Source organism: Pseudobutyrivibrio xylanivorans DSM 14809 (genome assembly GCF_900141825.1).
Lineage (GTDB): Bacteria > Bacillota > Clostridia > Lachnospirales > Lachnospiraceae > Pseudobutyrivibrio > Pseudobutyrivibrio xylanivorans.
This window is the reverse complement of the sequence record NZ_FQYQ01000006.1, coordinates 91,562-108,387: the sequence shown is the minus strand read 5'-3', so window position 1 is coordinate 108,387 and position 16,826 is coordinate 91,562. Positions and strand designations below refer to the sequence as shown.

Below are 16,826 nucleotides of genomic sequence, written 5' to 3'. Positions count from 1 at the left end.
AGTTTTTCATGAAGGCGTGGGAACATTTTAAAACAATTACTCATCACAGACATTTAGTTATGAAGGGGTGCTTTGCTGTAGGCTTGTACAAGCAGGGGCTTCTACACGATCTTTCCAAATATTCATGGACAGAATTTTCTGTTGGCGCTAAGTATTATCAGGGTGATAAGAGTCCTAATAATGCAGAAAGAGAGGATACAGGTGTATCGCTTGCATGGCTTCATCACAAAGGACGTAACAAACACCACTTTGAATATTGGATAGATTATGGTTTAGATGAACATCATGGCATGACAGGAATGGAAATGCCAGTCAATTATGTAGTAGAAATGTATTGCGACAGAGTTGCAGCATGCAAGAATTATCAGAAAGATGCATATACTGATAGAAGTGCTCTTGAATACTTTGAAAAGGGTAAGGGCAAATACATGATGCACGTAAACACTGCAAATCTTTTGGAAAAGCTACTTACACATCTTGCGGAGTATGGTGAGGAAGCTACAAATGACTACATAAGAAGAGAGATTTTAAAGAATAAAAAATAAATCGGAGACATAATTATGGAAAAAGAAAGAAAAGTATTATATTCAGGTATGCAGGCCACAGGTAAGCTTACCATTGGAAACTATATTGGAGCACTTAAGAATTGGGTTAATTTACATGAGGAGTATGATTGCTTCTTTGGTGTAATGGATTTACATTCCCTCACAGTTAGACAGAATCCTACAGAGTTTAGACAGAATGCGAGACGTATCTACACACAGTATGTAGCAGCTGGTCTTGATCCAAAGAAGAACTGCATCTACTTTCAGTCACATGTGCCAGCACACGCTGAACTTGGATGGGTTTTAGATTGTTTCACATACATGGGTGAGCTTAACCGTATGACCCAGTTCAAGGACAAATCTGCTAAACATGCTGATAATATCAATGCAGGTTTATTTACATACCCAGCCCTCATGGCTGCTGATATTCTTTTATATCAGTCTGATCTTGTGCCAATTGGAGCAGATCAGAAGCAGCATCTTGAGATTTGCCGTGACGTAGCTGAGCGTTTTAACAACATCTATGGTGATGTATTCACTATTCCAGAGGGATATTTCCCTAAGACTGGAGCAAGAATTATGTCACTTGCTGAGCCTACAAAGAAGATGTCTAAGTCTGATGAGAATACTAATGCTACAATTTATCTTGTTGATGACAGAGACACTATTATCCGTAAGTTTAAAAAGGCGGTTACAGATTCTGATGCTGAGGTTCGTTATGATACTGAGAACAAGCCTGGTGTATCAAACCTTATGGAGATTTACGGTGTTGTTACAGGAAAGTCCATGGATGAAATCGCAAAAGAGTTTGATGGCAAGGGCTATGGAGACTTCAAGCTTGCGGTTGGTGAGTCAGTAGCTGATATGTTGGATCCATTCCACCAGCGTTGCGCAGAACTTGAGAAGGATAAGACTTTCATCGATGAGTGCATTAAGGAAAACGCTGAGAAGGCATCTTATTTCGCTAACAAGACATTACGCAAGGTTCACAAGAAGCTTGGTCTAACAGAAAGAATTAGATAGTTATAAAGTTAATTGATTTAAAGATAGGAGTGTGTTATTATAACTCCTGTCTTTTTTTCTTTACATCTAAACATAATCCCACAGGAGATTAATTGTATAGTATTGTTAAAACCGCTACCATTTATGGTATCGATTCAAAAATTATATCTGTAGAAGCAGATATATCTGAAGGTATGCCTATGTTTGATATGGTTGGATACCTTTCATCAGAGGTGAAAGAAGCTAGAGAGCGTGTTAGAGCGGCTCTTAAAAATGAAGGCTATGCACTTCCTATTAAGCGAATCACCGTTAATTTATCCCCAGCAAGTATTAGAAAAACCGGAGCAGGATTTGATTTACCTATCGCTGTGGCTATTTTATCGGCTATAGGCATAATTAACTGTGATGGCCTGGAAAATGTATGCGTGTGTGGAGAAATAGCCTTAGACGGCAAAATTCAGCCGGTAAACGGTGTGTTATCCATGGTGATAGAAGCGAAAAAGAATAATATAGATGTTGTTATCGTTCCTGAAGACAATTTAATGGAAGCAAGACTGGTTCCAGATATCATCACAATTGGTGTAAGTCAGCTAAAAGATGTTATTGATTTATTAAACCAGGGACGTTTTGAAATGAATAATCTAAGCATTGATATTCCCAGCAAAGTGAAAGAGGAAGCTTATGATTTTTCAATGATTAATGGACAGCAGGCTCTGAGGCGTGCATGTGAGGTTGCTATTTCAGGAATGCACAATTTACTTATGGTTGGTCCTCCAGGAGCCGGAAAATCAATGATTTCAAAGTGTATTCCATCAATCTTACCTCCTATGGATTCTGATGAGCAGATGGAGTTATCAAAAATCTATTCTGTTTCAGGCATGTTTGATGAACGAATGGGTCTCATTACAAACAGGCCATTTAGAAGCCCACATCATACAATTTCTGCACAAGGATTGGTGGGCGGAGGTCATATTCCAAAGCCTGGAGAGATATCACTCGCCCATGGTGGAGTGCTGTTTTTGGATGAGCTTACAGAGTTTAGCAAGAGTACCCTCGAAATTCTAAGACAGCCATTAGAGGATAAGAGGGTTAATATTGCCAGAGCACAGGGAAGCTTCACTTTTCCGGCAGATTTTGTGCTGGTAGCAGCTATGAATCCCTGTTCATGTGGCTATTATCCGGATTTAAATAAATGCCATTGTACAAGACTGTCTATACAGCGTTATTTAAATAAAATTTCTCAGCCTCTGTTAGATAGAATAGATATTTGTGCTGAGGCCCCTACGTTGAATTTTGGAATGCTCAATAAAAAGCAGAATAATGAGTCTTCAGCTGACATAAGAGTCAGAGTAATAAAAGCTCATGAAATACAGCGCCAAAGATATAGTGATTATGGATTTAGATACAATAGCCAGATTCCCAGCAATTTAATAGAAAAATTTTGTCCTTTAGGGGAAGAGGAATTGAATTACATGGAAGACATGTATGAAAAGTATTCTTTGACAGCAAGGACATATCACAAGGTTTTAAAAGTAGCCAGAACAATAGCAGATATGGCGGGATGTGCCGATATTGGATTAATTCATTTACAGGAAGCGATTTTATATCGTGGTTTGGAAAAGAAATATTGGGAGGAGGGATAGCATGAATGAGATAGTATATCAGCACTGGTTCCTTTCCAATGAGGATATTTCATATAGTAAAAAGGTTAAGCTTATAGATTATTTTTATGATGCATATAATTTATACACGGCCAGTAAACGTGCTTTGCTTGGTAGTGGATTGTTAGAAGAGAAGGCAATTGACAGATTCATAGCAAATAGATCTAAATTTGATTTGGATATGGAATATGAAAAATTTACCCGAACTCCATTTTCTTTTTCTACTGTAGAAGGCAGAGATTATCCGGAAAAGCTTAGAAATATTTATGATACTCCATACGGATTTTATTATTTAGGAGACTTGCCTGATTTTAGTAATTGTGTGTCAATTGTAGGTGCACGAAGATGTAGTGCATATGGCAAAAAGATGGCTGAAGAATTAGGTCAGGCTCTTGGAGCAGAAGGTTTTACTGTAATCAGTGGGATGGCCAGAGGGGTGGATTCGTATGGCCATAAGGGCTGTCTTAATGCGGGAGGAAAAACTGTTGCAGTGCTTGGATGCGGCTGTGATGTTATTTACCCTCCTGAGAACCATTTATTATATGAAGAAATATCAAAAAATGGTGCAATTATATCTGAATATCAGCTTGGTACAAATCCTGTGGCTATGAATTTTCCTAGGCGAAATCGAATTGTTTCTGCTTTATCGGACATTGTGATTGTTGTAGAAGCGCGAGAAAAGTCCGGTTCTTTGATTACCGCAGATTTTGCATTGGAACAGGGAAAAGATATTTATGTTATTCCTGGTCGTGTGGGAGATTCCTTATCATCTGGATGTAATAAATTGATTTCACAAGGTGCAGGAGTTATATGGGATATTAATCAGTTTGTAAGCGAGCTTTCTGAGTCTCATGGCAAAATGACAATACATAGCAAAAAGAAAAAAATTAATGGCGTAAAAAATTTAGAGCCTGAGTTACTTAAAATATATAATTATTTTGATTTATACCCTAAGAATTTGTCTACGGTATTGGAAGAATCTGGAATGGACTATCTGGAGCTTTTGGCCAATGTACTTACCTTGGAGCGTATGGGATTGTTGGCGGAGGCCTTCAAAAATAATTATATAAAACAAAGTTAATTTGGTATCGGTTTTTGTAATGAAGATTTGAATGTTCTGTCAATAATTAAAGTTTTTCTTGAAAATAGAAATTTAATGTTGTATAGTGAGTAACGTTTCAATATAATTTTGAAGCGAAACTAGAATATGGAGATGGAGTTTCTATGGCAAAAAATCTGGTTATCGTAGAGTCGCCAGCAAAGGTGCATACCATTAAGAAGTTTTTAGGAAGCAATTATGAGGTAATGGCTTCTCAGGGACATGTTAGGGATATGCCAAAGTCTCAGCTGGGATTTGATCCTGAAAATGATTTTGAACCTAAATATATAACAATTAGAGGAAAGGGCGAGTTACTTGCAGCACTTCGTAAAGAAGTGAAGAAGGCAGACAAAATATTTCTCGCAACTGATCCCGACCGTGAGGGGGAAGCTATCTCTTGGCATCTTACTCACGCACTCAATTTACAGGACAAGAAGGTATATCGTATTACCTTTAATGAAATTACAAAGACTGCTGTCAAAAATTCACTTAAGAATCCTCGAGAGATTGACATGGATTTGGTTGATGCACAGCAGGCACGTCGTATGCTTGACAGAATGGTAGGTTATGAAATCTCGCCACTTCTTTGGGCCAAGGTTAAAAGAGGTCTCTCTGCTGGACGTGTTCAGTCTGTTGCTCTTAGAATTATCTGCGACAGAGAAAAAGAAATCGAACAATTTATTCCTCAGGAATATTACACACTTGATGTACTTTTAAATACACCAGGTTCTAAGAAGCCTATTGTTGCCAAGTATTATGGTGACAAGTCTGGAAAGAAGGATATTTCCGATAAGGAAAGCCTTGATAAGATAATGGCAGAGCTTAATGGAGCAGATTTTAAAATTGCTTCAATTAAGAGAGGTACTCGTGAAAAGAAGGCACCACTTCCTTTCACAACATCAACTATGCAACAGGAAGCATCAAAGGCTTTGAATTTTTCAATTCAAAAGACTATGAGTGTTGCGCAGCAGCTTTATGAAGGTGTTAGTGTAAAGGGCCACGGTACAGTTGGTCTTATCACATATCTTCGTACTGATTCTACACGTGTTTCTGATGAAGCTAAGGCAGCTGCAGAAGAATTTATTTCTTCAAACTATGGCGATAAATATTTATCAGAAACAGCAGGAAATACAAAGAAGAACAATAGTAAAGTTCAGGATGCTCACGAAGCTATTCGTCCAGCAAACATAGAACTTATACCTTCAGAGATAAAAGAAAGCCTTACACGTGATCAGTATAGATTGTATCAGCTTGTTTGGAAGCGCTTTGTTGCAAGCCAGATGGCTAATGCACTTTATGATACAGTATCACTTAGCGTTTCAGCTAAAGACCAGGTGTTTACAGCATCTGAATCATCAATCAACTTTGATGGTTTTATGATGATTTATACAGCTGCGGATGATGAGGAAGATTCAAAGACTCACCCACTTGCAAAGCTTACAGAGGAAACAAAGCTTTCCTTCGACAGCTTTGAGGAGAAGCAGCATTTTACCCAGCCATCGCCACATTTTACTGAGGCATCATTGGTTAAGACTTTAGAGGAGCTTGGAATTGGTAGACCTAGTACATATTCGCCTACAATTACAACTCTTTTAAAGAGACATTATATTACAAAGGAAGCTAAGAACCTTTTCGTTACCGAGCTTGGTGAAGTAGTTAACTCAATTATGGTTGATTCTTTCCCAATTATTGTTGATGATAAGTTCACTGCAAATTTAGAGCTTCTTTTGGACGGCGTTGAAGAGGGCACAGTTGAATGGAAGTCTGTTGTTAGAAACTTCTATCCAGATTTGGAAAAGGCAGTTAAAATTGCCGAGGAAGAGCTTGCAAAGATTGAAATTCATGATGAGGTTACTGATGTTATCTGTGAGGAATGCGGAAGAAACATGGTAATCAAGTTTGGGCCTCATGGAAAGTTCTTGGCATGTCCAGGATTCCCTGAGTGTCGTAATACAAAACCATTCTTGGAGAAAATAGGAGTTCCTTGTCCAAAGTGTGGTGGAGATGTTGTAATTAGAAAATCTCAAAAAGGCAGAAAGTTCTTTGGCTGCGCTAATCACCCAGAGTGTGATTTCATTAGCTGGTCAAAGCCTACAACTGTTAAATGTCCAAAGTGTGGCACATACATGGTTGAGAAGGGCAATAAGCTTGTTTGTGGTAATGACGAGTGCAGATTTGTCCAGAGTCAAAATTAATACGTGAATAGTTAAAATATTCTGAAATTAATTGAAATTTAACTGAATCAGTGCTATAATTTGAACAATTCAGAATTGACTTCAGAAGTCAGGGGAAACAGGTGCTATGAAAGGTTTGCATTTTGTTTTATTTAGGAGGAATATATTTAAATGAGTGTACAGTTATTAGACAAGACTAGAAAGATTGGAAAGCTTCTTCACAACAATAATTCATCAAAGGTTGTCTTTAATGATATTTGTTCAGTATTGACAGAAATCCTTGATTCTTCTGTACTTGTTATTTCTAAGAAGGGAAAGGTTCTTGGTCTTTCGCACCTTCCAAACACAACAGAAATCGGTGAGCTTATCGTTGATGAGGTTGGTGGATTTATCGATCCACTATTAAATGAGAGATTACTTTCTATTCTTTCAACTAAAGAAAATGTAAATCTTAAAACTCTTGGCTTTGAAAAGACTGATATTGATATGTATTCTGCAATTATCGCACCTATTGATATTGCTGGCGAGCGTCTTGGAACACTTTTCGTTTACAGATTTGACAAGCAGTACGATATTGACGATATCATTCTTACAGAGTACGGTACAACAGTAGTTGGTCTTGAGATGATGCGTTCAGTTAACGAGGAATCTGCAGAAGAGAATCGTAAGCTCCAGGTTGTTAAGAGTGCTATTTCAACACTTTCATACTCAGAGCTTGAAGCAATCATTCACATCTTTGATGAATTGGATGGTAATGAAGGGGTGTTGGTTGCATCGAAAATTGCCGATAGAGTAGGTATAACAAGATCTGTTATCGTTAATGCTCTTCGTAAGTTTGAGTCAGCAGGTGTTATCGAGTCTCGTTCATCAGGTATGAAGGGCACATATATTAAGGTCCTTAACGATGTTGTATTTGATGAGCTTGAGGAAATTAAGAAGAATAAATAATTCATTAGTTTTATATAAATGGATTGATGTAGTAAAAGGACTTAAGAAATACTTAAGTCCTTTTTGTGTACAAATTGTTAAAAAATGGCGATTTTACACAATATATAGTAAAAATGCTTTGTTTTTCAGATAACTTCTTTTATAATTTAGTTAAAAGTAATCTAGGAGGTGTGTTGCTATGATTATGTCAGATGCTTTTTCTTACGTAAATGCTCTTGATTGTGCTGCTGATGCCAGCTGGCGCAGACAGACACTCATACTGAATAATTTAGCCAATGAAGATACTCCTGGTTATAAGAGAAAAGATATTGAATTTGCAAGTGTCTTGAAAAAGGAATTGTTGGGAACCCATGAAAGGACTCTGGACAGAGCTGTCAACAAGCTTGATGATAATGGCAATCATGTTGACGGCTTTGAGTACATTGATTACGAGACATTCTCTTACAGATTGGATCGAAATAACGTTGATCCGGATACAGAGAATGTTGAGCTTGCCTCAGAAACACTTCGTTATCAAGCGTACACCACAAGCATATCAAACGAATTCGAAAGATTTTCAATTGTTTGTAGCAAATAGTGAGTTCTATTAGGAGGTGCGTATGGGATTATTTCAACCTTTTGATATCTGCGCTACAGGAATGACAGCTCAGCGTTTTCGTATGGATATTATTGCTGAGAATATTGCAAATGTAAGTACGACAAGAACTGAAAATGGTGGTCCATACAGAAGAAAGATTGTTACCTTTAAGGAAAAGAATTATCATTCCGGCATACCAAACTTTAGAAACATATTAAAGGATAAACAGCTACATTATTACGGCAACGGTGTAAAGGTCAGCAAGGTTTCTGAGGACACAGAAACAGATTTTATTATGGAATATGATCCATCTCATCCTGATGCAGACGAGAACGGGTATGTTAGATACCCTAATGTTAATACAGTTACTGAAATGACAAATCTTATTGATGCAAGCCGTTCTTATGAGGCTAACGTAACAGCATTCAATGCCATAAAATCTATGGCTGGATATGGTATTCAGATTGGTCAGCGATAAATGATTGTAGAATATGACGGGGGATAGCTATGGATATTGCTTCACTTCAGAGTTTATACGGTGGAACTCCTGTAAAAGACGTAAGAACTCCCAAGGTAGATGCTACAACAGGTTTCCAGAGCATGCTTGATTCGGCTATGGGGTTATTAGAGGAGACTAATGCCCTACAAAAGAATGTAAATCGTGAGCAGATTGCGTTGCAGCTAGGAGAATCTGATAACACGCACGATTTAATGATTGCAGAAAAGAAGGCAAATACTGCACTGCAGTACACTGTAGCAGTAAGAGATAGAATTCTTGATGCTTATCAGCAGATAATGCAGATGCAGGTCTAAATGCTACTATTCACAGATAGAAATATTTAAGGATATATTCTTGTTAAGCTTGCTTATAAAAGAATTATCATTAAATATTTCTAAACTGGAATCAGTGGCTTCACCCACATGAATAATGTTAGGCACGAAGTGCCGGTAAAGAAGTCTGAAAGACTTCCATTATGAATGCGGTGAAGGCATCTGGGAATAGTTTTATGGTAATTTTGGAGAATGGTATTTTTTAATGTGTTGTAGGGGAGAGAGTCTATGCCAGAACAAATTCAGGCTATTTTAAACAGACTTTTAGAGTGGTGGAGAAAGTTTACAAAACGACAGCAGATATTGATCATTTCAATTACTGCTGTTGTTATTGTGTCTTTTGCTATTTTGGCTTTTGTAATTACAAGGCCTACAATGATTCAGCTGGTAGCATGCGAGGATGGTAAGCAGGCTGCTGCCGTTAAAGAACTTCTTGAAGAAGAAAAGATTGGTTACGAGACATCTCCGGATGGATTTACATTCTTCATTGATGAGAAGGATGAAGGTCGTGCCAATGTTCTTCTTGGCTCTAATGAAATTCCTACATCAAAATACTCTTTAGATGACGTTTTCGATGGTGGTTTTTCATCTACCGAAGCAGACAAGCAAAAAAAATACAAAAAGGTTTTAGAGGAGCAGTTTGCTTCTGATCTTGAGGCCTTTGAGATGGTTGATAAGGCAAGAGTTACTCTTAATATACCAGAGGATGATGGTACTCTTATCGCCCAAAATCAGCCGGGATGGTCTTCGGTAATTCTTACTCTAAATTCACCTATAACAGAAGAAACTATAGAAGGTATGGCAAGGCATTTAGCTACGAACCTAGCTAATGAAACAACCGATAACATCACAATCATGGATACAGAAGGAAATCTATTGTATCCAAATGCAAAAGCTGGAACAGCAGGAGCTTCCGCTTCAGCTAATCAGGATGCCAGGGATAAAGCTAGAGAAGAGATTGTGAAACGTGTTCAGACTGTTCTTGAGGGAACAAATCTTTATGATTCTGTTTCTGTCGGCGTCAATCTTTCTATGAGCTTTGATGAAAATAGCTATGTAAACTACGATTATTCAGTAGATGAAGGACGTACAGAGGGCTATCTTGATTGGGAAAAGGGCTCAAGCTCTAGTTCTGTTGGTGGTAGCGGTGGCGTACCAGGAACTGATTCTAATGATGATGATACCACATATGTAATAGAAGATGAAAACCAGACTCAGGCATCTACAGAGGATTTTGAGAAGGATTATCTCCCAGATGAAAGGATTACAACTCATAAGGATGAGATAGGTAAACAGAGCTTAGAGGATTCTTCAATTTCTGTAACCTGCAAGAAATTTGCAATTTACAATGAAGATAAGATGGAAAAGGATGGAACCTTAGAAGAAGCAGGACAGACCTTTGACGAATTCGTAAAAGCAAATTCAAATCCTGTTCAGCAGGAGGTTTCAGATGACATTATAGAGGTTGTTGCCAGAACTACTGGTTTCCCATCTGCCAATGTAAAGGTTGTGGCTTATGAGATTCCAATGTTCCAGTATTCTGAAGGACCACCAATCTCAGTGACAGATATCATTCAGATTGTACTTGCAGCTCTTATCTTTGCAATGCTTGGCTTTGTTGTATTTAGAAGTCTTAAGACTGAAGAAGAGGAGCCTGTGGAACAGGAGCTTACTATTGATGATCTTATTGCTTCAACTGCTCAGGAAGAGGAGGAGGAGCTTGAAGATATTGGGTACACAGAGAAATCAGAAGCACGCATACTTATTGAAAAGTTTGTGGATGAGAAACCAGAGGCTGTTGCTCAGCTTCTGAGAAATTGGTTAAACGAGGATTGGGGATAAGGTTATGGCAACTGAAGACATGAATGGCGTTCAAAAAGCCGCTATACTTTTAATCGCCCTAGGACCAGAGAAATCAGCTCAGATATTTAAGCATCTCAAGGAAGAGGAAATCGAGGAACTTACACTGGAGATTGCAAATACGAGAAGTATTTCTCCTGCGCTCAAGGAAGAGGTAATTGAAGAATTCTATCAGGTATGTCTTGCTCAGCAATACATCGCCGAAGGTGGTATCGGTTATGCTAAGGAACTTCTTGAGAAGGCTCTTGGTGATGACCGTGCCCAGGATGTAATTACAAAGCTGACAGCATCATTACAGGTTCGTCCATTCGAATTTATTCGAAAAACAGAGCCTTCTCAGGTGCTGAACTTTATACAGGAGGAACATCCACAGACAATCGCTATGATTCTGTCTTATTTGTCTGCTGGACAGGCATCGTTGATTATCGGCGCCTTACCTCCAGAAAAACAGGCTGATGTTGCCAGACGTATTGCGTTAATGGATAGAACCAGCCCAGAGGTAATCAAAGAGGTTGAGAGAGTTCTTGAAAGAAAGCTTTCATCTCTTATTAATCAGGATTACACTATCGCCGGCGGCGTAGATGCGGTAGTTAATATCCTTAATACAGTTGACCGTGGTACTGAGAAACGTATCATGGAGTCTCTTGAAATCGAAGAGCCAGAGCTTGCTGAGGAAATCAGAAAGAAGATGTTCGTATTCGAGGATATTCTTCTTCTGGACGACAGAGCTATTCAGCGTGTGCTTAGAGACGTTGATAACTCAGATCTTGGCGTTGCCCTTAAGGGAGCTAATGATGAGGTTCAATCTGCAATCTTTAAGAACCTTTCTTCTCGTCTTGCAGCTATGATCAAGGAAGACATGGAATTCATGGGTCCTGTTCGTATGAAGGATGTTGAAGAAGCTCAGCAGAAGATAGTTGGTATTATCAGAAAGCTTGAGGATTCTGCAGAGATTGTAATTTCAAGAGGAGGCGGAGATGAGCTCATTGTCTAGTAACAATGTCATCTATGGTTTTTTGGTTGCTCCAAATGAGCCAGACGAAGAAACAGGCGAAACAGGCGAACTTGTCATTGATTCTAATGCTTTGGCAAGGGAACTCATTCTTAAGCAGGAAAAGGCATATAAGCAAAAGCTACTGGACGAAGAGCGTGAGCGTCGCTTAGAAGCTATGCGTGAATCTGGAGCGGAAATCCCTGAGGGTATGGATACAGATGAATTCTTAGGTTTAGCTGATACCATTATGCAGGATGAAGAGGAAGAAACTGTTGATTATGGTCCTGCTAAGGAAGAGATTCTGGCTGAAGCCCATGAGGAGGCTCAACGAATTATTGATGATGCAAACGCACAGGCTGAGGAGATTATAAATGCTGCACAGCTTAATGCTGATGCTATGCGTAATCTTGCACGTCAGGATGGCGAGAAGGAGGGCTACAACGAAGGTACTCAAAGAGCTGCCCGTGAACTTCAGGAATCACAGAGTAATATGCAGGCGGAAATTCAGCGTATTGAAAATGAGTACATGCAGAAGCAGATAGAGATGGAGCGTGAGATTGTGGAGATGTGTCTCCCAGTCTTTGAACATGTTTTTGATGCTGAGCTTTCTGGAAAAAAGGATGTTTTATATCACCTGTTAGATCATTGCATTATGAAAATTGAACGCACGGGACAGATGCAAATAAAGGTCAGCGATGCAAACGCAGAATTTATAAAAGGAAAAAAGGAAGAAATTCAAGGGAAAGTTGGAGCTGAAGTGGGACTAGATATTATAGCGGATCCACTTTTGAATGATAGTCAGTGTATTATTGAGACAGACGGTGGTATTTTTGATTGTAGCATTGATACAGAGTTAGATAATCTTATCAGGGAAATTAGAGCCCTAAGCTAGGAGGCAAAGTGGACCAGGGATTATTGATGCAGCTGACAGAGAAGGATTACTTTAAATCTCTTGGCAAAGTTGTAAAGGTTGTTGGACTTACAATTGAATCAGTGGGACCAGAGGCCAAGCTTCGCGATTTGTGCGAAATAATCGTGGAGGGCTCTGATCAGCGTATTAAAGCAGAGGTTGTCGGATTCAAGGACAAACGTCTGCTTTTGATGCCTTACGAGAATGTTGAAGGAATTGGTGTTGGCTGTATGGTTGAAAATACCGGACATCCTCTTGGTGTAGCCGTTGGAGACCAGCTTTTGGGACATCTTTTAGACGGACTTGGAGTTCCATCTGATGTAGATGACTTTTCTGATTTTGAGAATCTTGTGGAATATCCGGCAGAGGCAGATCCACCAGATCCTATGGCCAGAGTAATTATCAAAGAGCCTCTTTCACTTGGCGTTAAGGCTGTAGATGGACTTATTACTGTTGGCAAGGGACAAAGAATTGGAATATTTGCAGGCTCTGGTGTAGGTAAATCTACGTTGATGGGTATGTTTGCGCGAAATACAAAAGCTGAGATAAATGTTATTGCGCTTATTGGTGAACGAGGTCGTGAAGTTCGCGAATTTGTTGAAAATGATTTAGGACCTGAGGGTATGGCCAGATCTGTGGTTGTATGTGCAACCTCTGATAAGCCAGCTCTTATTCGTAAGAAAGCGGCTCTTACAGCCACCGCTATTGCTGAGTATTTCAGAGATCAGGGGAAAGATGTACTCCTTATGATGGATTCTTTGACACGATTTTCTATGGCACAGAGAGAAATCGGTCTTGCATCTGGTGAACCACCAGTAACTAGAGGTTATCCTCCATCAGTTTATTCTGAAATGCCACGCTTGCTTGAAAGGGCGGGAAATTCATCGGTGGGCTCAATAACAGGATTATACACAGTTCTTGTTGATGGTGACGATTTTAATGAACCAATCACTGATACAGCACGTTCGATTTTAGATGGGCATATTGTGCTTAATAGAAAGCTGGCACAGAAGAATCATTATCCAGCCATTGATGTTTTGCAGTCCATATCCAGAGTTATGTCTGCAGTGGCAACACCAGAGCATAAGGCTATAGCAGGAAAGCTAAAAAATGTTCTGGCTACCTATCAGGAGGCTGAGGATTTGATAAACATTGGAGCATATAAAAATGGCTCTAACAAAGCAATAGATTATGCTATCAAAAAGATTGATGCGGTGAATGAGTTCCTGCTGCAAGCTACTCATGACAAATTTGATTATGATGAGATAATTGAAATGATGACTGCAATCTTCGCTGAATAGAGGTGATGATAATGGCAAAGTTTGTTTATCGAATGCAAAATATTCTTGAACTCAAGCAGAAAATCGAGGAGCAGGAGAAAGCAAACTTTGGCATGGCTACAGCCCGATTTAATCAGGAGCAGGACAAACTAAGACAGCTTATGATTAAGCAGGCTGCTTACGAAAGACAGCTTAAAGAGTTATCTATTGGAAATATTGATATTAAAGCAATTAAAACATGTAAGAGTGCAATTACTTCCATGAAAGTAGCACTTCGAGACCAAATGATTGAGGTTTCAAAGGCGCAAAAGGCAATGGAAAATGCCCGAAAAAAGCTTAATGCAGTTATGATGGAAAGAAAGATGCATGAAAAGCTGAGAGAACATGCCTTTGAAGAATTTTTAGATGAGCTAGACCGTGAGGAAAGTAAAATTACGGATGAGTTGGTTAGTTACACGTATTTCAACACAGAAAAAGAGGATGAGTAAGTTATGGCAGATGAAGCACAGGTACCTGAGGAAGTAGCAGCACCAGCCGCTAATACAGGTGATGAAAAGGCTGATAAAAAAGCCGAAAAAGAAGCAAAAAAAGAAGCTAAAAAAGCTGAAAAGGAAAGACGTAAGGAAGCCAAAAAGAATGGTGAGGTATTGCCAGAGGATGAGGAACGCTTAGGTATTGGTGGCGGAATCATCATGGCATTTGTTGTGTTGCTCATTCTTCTTATTTGGCTTGTTATTTTTGCATTTCTTGTAAAGATGGATGTTGGTGGCTTTGGCTCATCAATACTATTTCCTGTGCTCAAGGATGTACCTTATGTAAACCAGATATTACCAGGTATTGAGGAATACTTACCGCAGGAGGTAGAGGATAACCCTTATTCACAGTACGATACTGTGGAGAAGGCAATAGAGCGTATAAAAGAACTTGAAACTGAAGTTGAGCAGCTTAAGACAGCTGGCAACGAAAACAGTGATTATATAAAGGAATTAGAGGCTGCATCCGCAGAGCTTGCGGAGTATAAAGCTAATGAGGCAGCTTTCGAAGAAATCAAAGAAAAATTTTACGAGGAGGTTGTTTTTTCCGAAAATGCACCCGATATAAATGAATATAAGACGTATTATGAATCCATCCAGCCGGACAACGCTGCAGCAATCTATAAACAGGTTATTTCGCAGCTACAAACCGACAAGGAAATCGAAGATTACGTAAAGACTTACACTAGTATGAAAGCTAAAAATGCAGCGTCAATTTTCGATGAGATGACAGATGATTACGATTTGGTTTGTGAGATTCTTCAGGCAATGGATGCTAGTACACGTTCTAGTATTCTTTCAGCAATGGATGCGAAAAATGCAGCAATACTTACAAAAATGATGGAGCCTTAATCCTAACGATACGTTTTATAGCAACTTGAAAACAGAATATGTGAAAGGAGGGATTACATGACGAGTAGCAATGTTTCTAACATGCTGGTTCAGATTGGCCAGATTGATGTATCAATGACATCTGATAAATCTACAAATAATGTAGATGCAGGCCTATTTGAAAAGACATTGAAGGGCGTTGCTGATAAAGTCCCAAGTGTAGGCTCTGATATTAATTCTGCACTTCCACAGAAACAGGGTGAAAAGAAGCCGGTTTCAGTAGATAGTTCTACAACAAGTGTTAGAACTACCAAACAGGAAGAACAGCCACTGACAGAAAAAACAGAGGTTGCAGAAAAAATTGAGACGGTAGTAGAGGAAGTCAAGGAAGTAATCAAAGACCAACTCGATGTGACCGAAGAAGACATCGAGAAGGCAATGGAAAACCTAGGGCTAACCTTTATTGATCTTCTTAATCCACAAAGCCTTGCACAGCTTGTATCAGAATTAACAGGAGAGACCGAATCTATTACTCTTGTGTTAAGTGATGATTTTGCTGAGATTTTAGAAAAAGCTACAGACCTTTCAAACCAGCTATTTGAAGAAACAAATAATTCCTTTGTTCAACTTAAGGAACTGGTTGCACAAATCGATAAAACAGAAATGCAAATCGATGAGGTTGTTCAGACTATTGAAGAGGTAGAAATTCCTGAAATTTCCCAACCTGAAATAGTGGCAGAGGAAGAAGAAATGCCTGTTCAGGAAGTGGCTCAACAACCTACAGTACAGGTTGTACAGGAAGAGGTAAAACCTGTAGAAAAGCACGAGGAACCGGTTATAGAAGAACCAACACCTGTAATAGACTCTGCTGAAGATTTAAAGGTTGATGAAGAACAGCAAAAGCAACAGAATAACCAGCCTGAAGATGAAAATAAGGAAGAAAATACCCAGAGCAATTTTAAAATGCCAGAGGTAAAACAAAATGAATCTCGCATTGTAAGAGAAGATGGAATTCTTCCACCTCAGCAGAATGTTCAATTACAGTACGTACCTGAAAATTCAGCTGTTACTTTACCAACTGGGGAAATGGTAAAGTCTGAAGATATCGTCAATCAGTTAGTTGAACAGGCAAAGGTAATGACAGATTCAGAATCGACCACCATGGAAATGACACTTAATCCTGAAGGATTAGGAAAGATTTACCTGGAGGTTACTCAGAGAGGTAGTGAAATTACTGCAAAAATCTTTACAGAAAATGATGCAGTAAAAGCGGCTCTTGAAAGCCAGATGGCAGCTCTTAGGACAGAAATGAATCAAAGCTCTACAAAGGTTACTTCGATTGAGGTTTCCGTAGGAACTCACGAGTTTGAAAGAAATCTTGATGAAAATGGTAGGGATGATTCAAGAAATCAGGAGCAACATTCAGAACAATCCGCCAGAAGAAGTACTCGAATACATCTTAACAGTCTCGATGATTTATCTGGATTAATGTCAGAGGAGGATGTTTTGATAGCCCAGATGATGAAGGATAATGGAGGTACATTAGACTTTATGGCTTAATCTGAAGGAAAGGAGTTTTTG

The 16,826-nt window shown here is 39.0% G+C and carries 16 protein-coding genes; all 16 read left to right on the top strand.

The window, feature by feature from the left end; all coding sequences use genetic code 11:
* Positions 1-8 precede the first annotated feature (8 nt).
* The 16 genes from BUA88_RS06320 to BUA88_RS06245 all read left to right on the top strand — a co-directional run bounded on the left by BUA88_RS06320 (position 9) and on the right by BUA88_RS06245 (position 16,805).
* A complete protein-coding gene (locus tag BUA88_RS06320) occupies positions 9-545 on the top strand; it encodes a DUF5662 family protein (protein WP_072914466.1) in 537 nt (178 codons plus the stop codon).
* Positions 546-560: 15 nt separating this feature from the next.
* The gene (trpS, locus tag BUA88_RS06315; RefSeq protein ID WP_072914462.1) at positions 561-1,568 is read left to right on the top strand and encodes a tryptophan--tRNA ligase; all 1,008 of its coding nucleotides are present in this window, start codon (positions 561-563) and stop codon (positions 1,566-1,568) included.
* Positions 1,569-1,660: 92 nt separating this feature from the next.
* Positions 1,661-3,190, top strand: a complete 1,530-nt coding sequence (locus BUA88_RS06310; RefSeq protein WP_072914458.1) for a YifB family Mg chelatase-like AAA ATPase — start codon at positions 1,661-1,663, stop codon at positions 3,188-3,190.
* 1 nt (position 3,191) lies between these two features.
* Positions 3,192-4,289, top strand: a complete 1,098-nt coding sequence (gene dprA / locus BUA88_RS06305) for a DNA-processing protein DprA (RefSeq protein WP_083572421.1) — start codon at positions 3,192-3,194, stop codon at positions 4,287-4,289.
* Between the two features lie 143 nt (positions 4,290-4,432).
* Positions 4,433-6,502, top strand: coding sequence for a type I DNA topoisomerase (topA, locus tag BUA88_RS06300; RefSeq protein WP_072914455.1), 2,070 nt, complete (start codon positions 4,433-4,435; stop codon positions 6,500-6,502).
* 150 nt (positions 6,503-6,652) lie between these two features.
* Complete coding sequence (codY, locus tag BUA88_RS06295) at positions 6,653-7,429, top strand: GTP-sensing pleiotropic transcriptional regulator CodY (protein WP_072914451.1); 777 nt, start codon at positions 6,653-6,655, stop codon at positions 7,427-7,429.
* A 178-nt stretch (positions 7,430-7,607) separates the two neighbouring features.
* Positions 7,608-8,006 (top strand): flagellar basal body rod protein FlgB, encoded by a 399-nt coding sequence (flgB, locus tag BUA88_RS06290; protein WP_072914448.1) that lies wholly within the window; start codon positions 7,608-7,610, stop codon positions 8,004-8,006.
* 22 nt (positions 8,007-8,028) lie between these two features.
* A complete protein-coding gene (flgC, locus tag BUA88_RS06285) occupies positions 8,029-8,484 on the top strand; it encodes a flagellar basal body rod protein FlgC (protein ID WP_072914444.1) in 456 nt (151 codons plus the stop codon).
* 29 nt (positions 8,485-8,513) lie between these two features.
* On the top strand, positions 8,514-8,819 hold the full coding sequence (gene fliE / locus BUA88_RS06280; protein WP_072914440.1) for a flagellar hook-basal body complex protein FliE: 306 nt from the start codon (positions 8,514-8,516) through the stop codon (positions 8,817-8,819).
* Between the two features lie 246 nt (positions 8,820-9,065).
* Complete coding sequence (locus tag BUA88_RS06275; protein ID WP_072914435.1) at positions 9,066-10,679, top strand: hypothetical protein; 1,614 nt, start codon at positions 9,066-9,068, stop codon at positions 10,677-10,679.
* Positions 10,680-10,683: 4 nt separating this feature from the next.
* Positions 10,684-11,691: a flagellar motor switch protein FliG gene (fliG, locus tag BUA88_RS06270; RefSeq protein WP_072914431.1), complete on the top strand. Its 1,008-nt coding sequence runs from the start codon at positions 10,684-10,686 to the stop codon at positions 11,689-11,691.
* On the top strand, positions 11,675-12,583 hold the full coding sequence (locus tag BUA88_RS15900; protein WP_083572420.1) for a FliH/SctL family protein: 909 nt from the start codon (positions 11,675-11,677) through the stop codon (positions 12,581-12,583). Before fliG ends, BUA88_RS15900 begins: the two co-directional genes overlap by 17 nt.
* 26 nt (positions 12,584-12,609) lie before the next feature.
* Entirely contained in the window at positions 12,610-13,902 is a 1,293-nt protein-coding gene (gene fliI / locus BUA88_RS06260; protein ID WP_072914709.1) for a flagellar protein export ATPase FliI, read from the top strand.
* A gap of 11 nt (positions 13,903-13,913) precedes the next feature.
* A complete protein-coding gene (gene fliJ / locus BUA88_RS06255; RefSeq protein WP_072914426.1) occupies positions 13,914-14,369 on the top strand; it encodes a flagellar export protein FliJ in 456 nt (151 codons plus the stop codon).
* A gap of 3 nt (positions 14,370-14,372) precedes the next feature.
* Positions 14,373-15,266: a MotE family protein gene (locus BUA88_RS06250; RefSeq protein ID WP_072914422.1), complete on the top strand. Its 894-nt coding sequence runs from the start codon at positions 14,373-14,375 to the stop codon at positions 15,264-15,266.
* A gap of 57 nt (positions 15,267-15,323) precedes the next feature.
* On the top strand, positions 15,324-16,805 hold the full coding sequence (locus BUA88_RS06245) for a flagellar hook-length control protein FliK (RefSeq protein ID WP_072914419.1): 1,482 nt from the start codon (positions 15,324-15,326) through the stop codon (positions 16,803-16,805).
* The last annotated feature ends 21 nt before the right edge of the window (positions 16,806-16,826 follow it).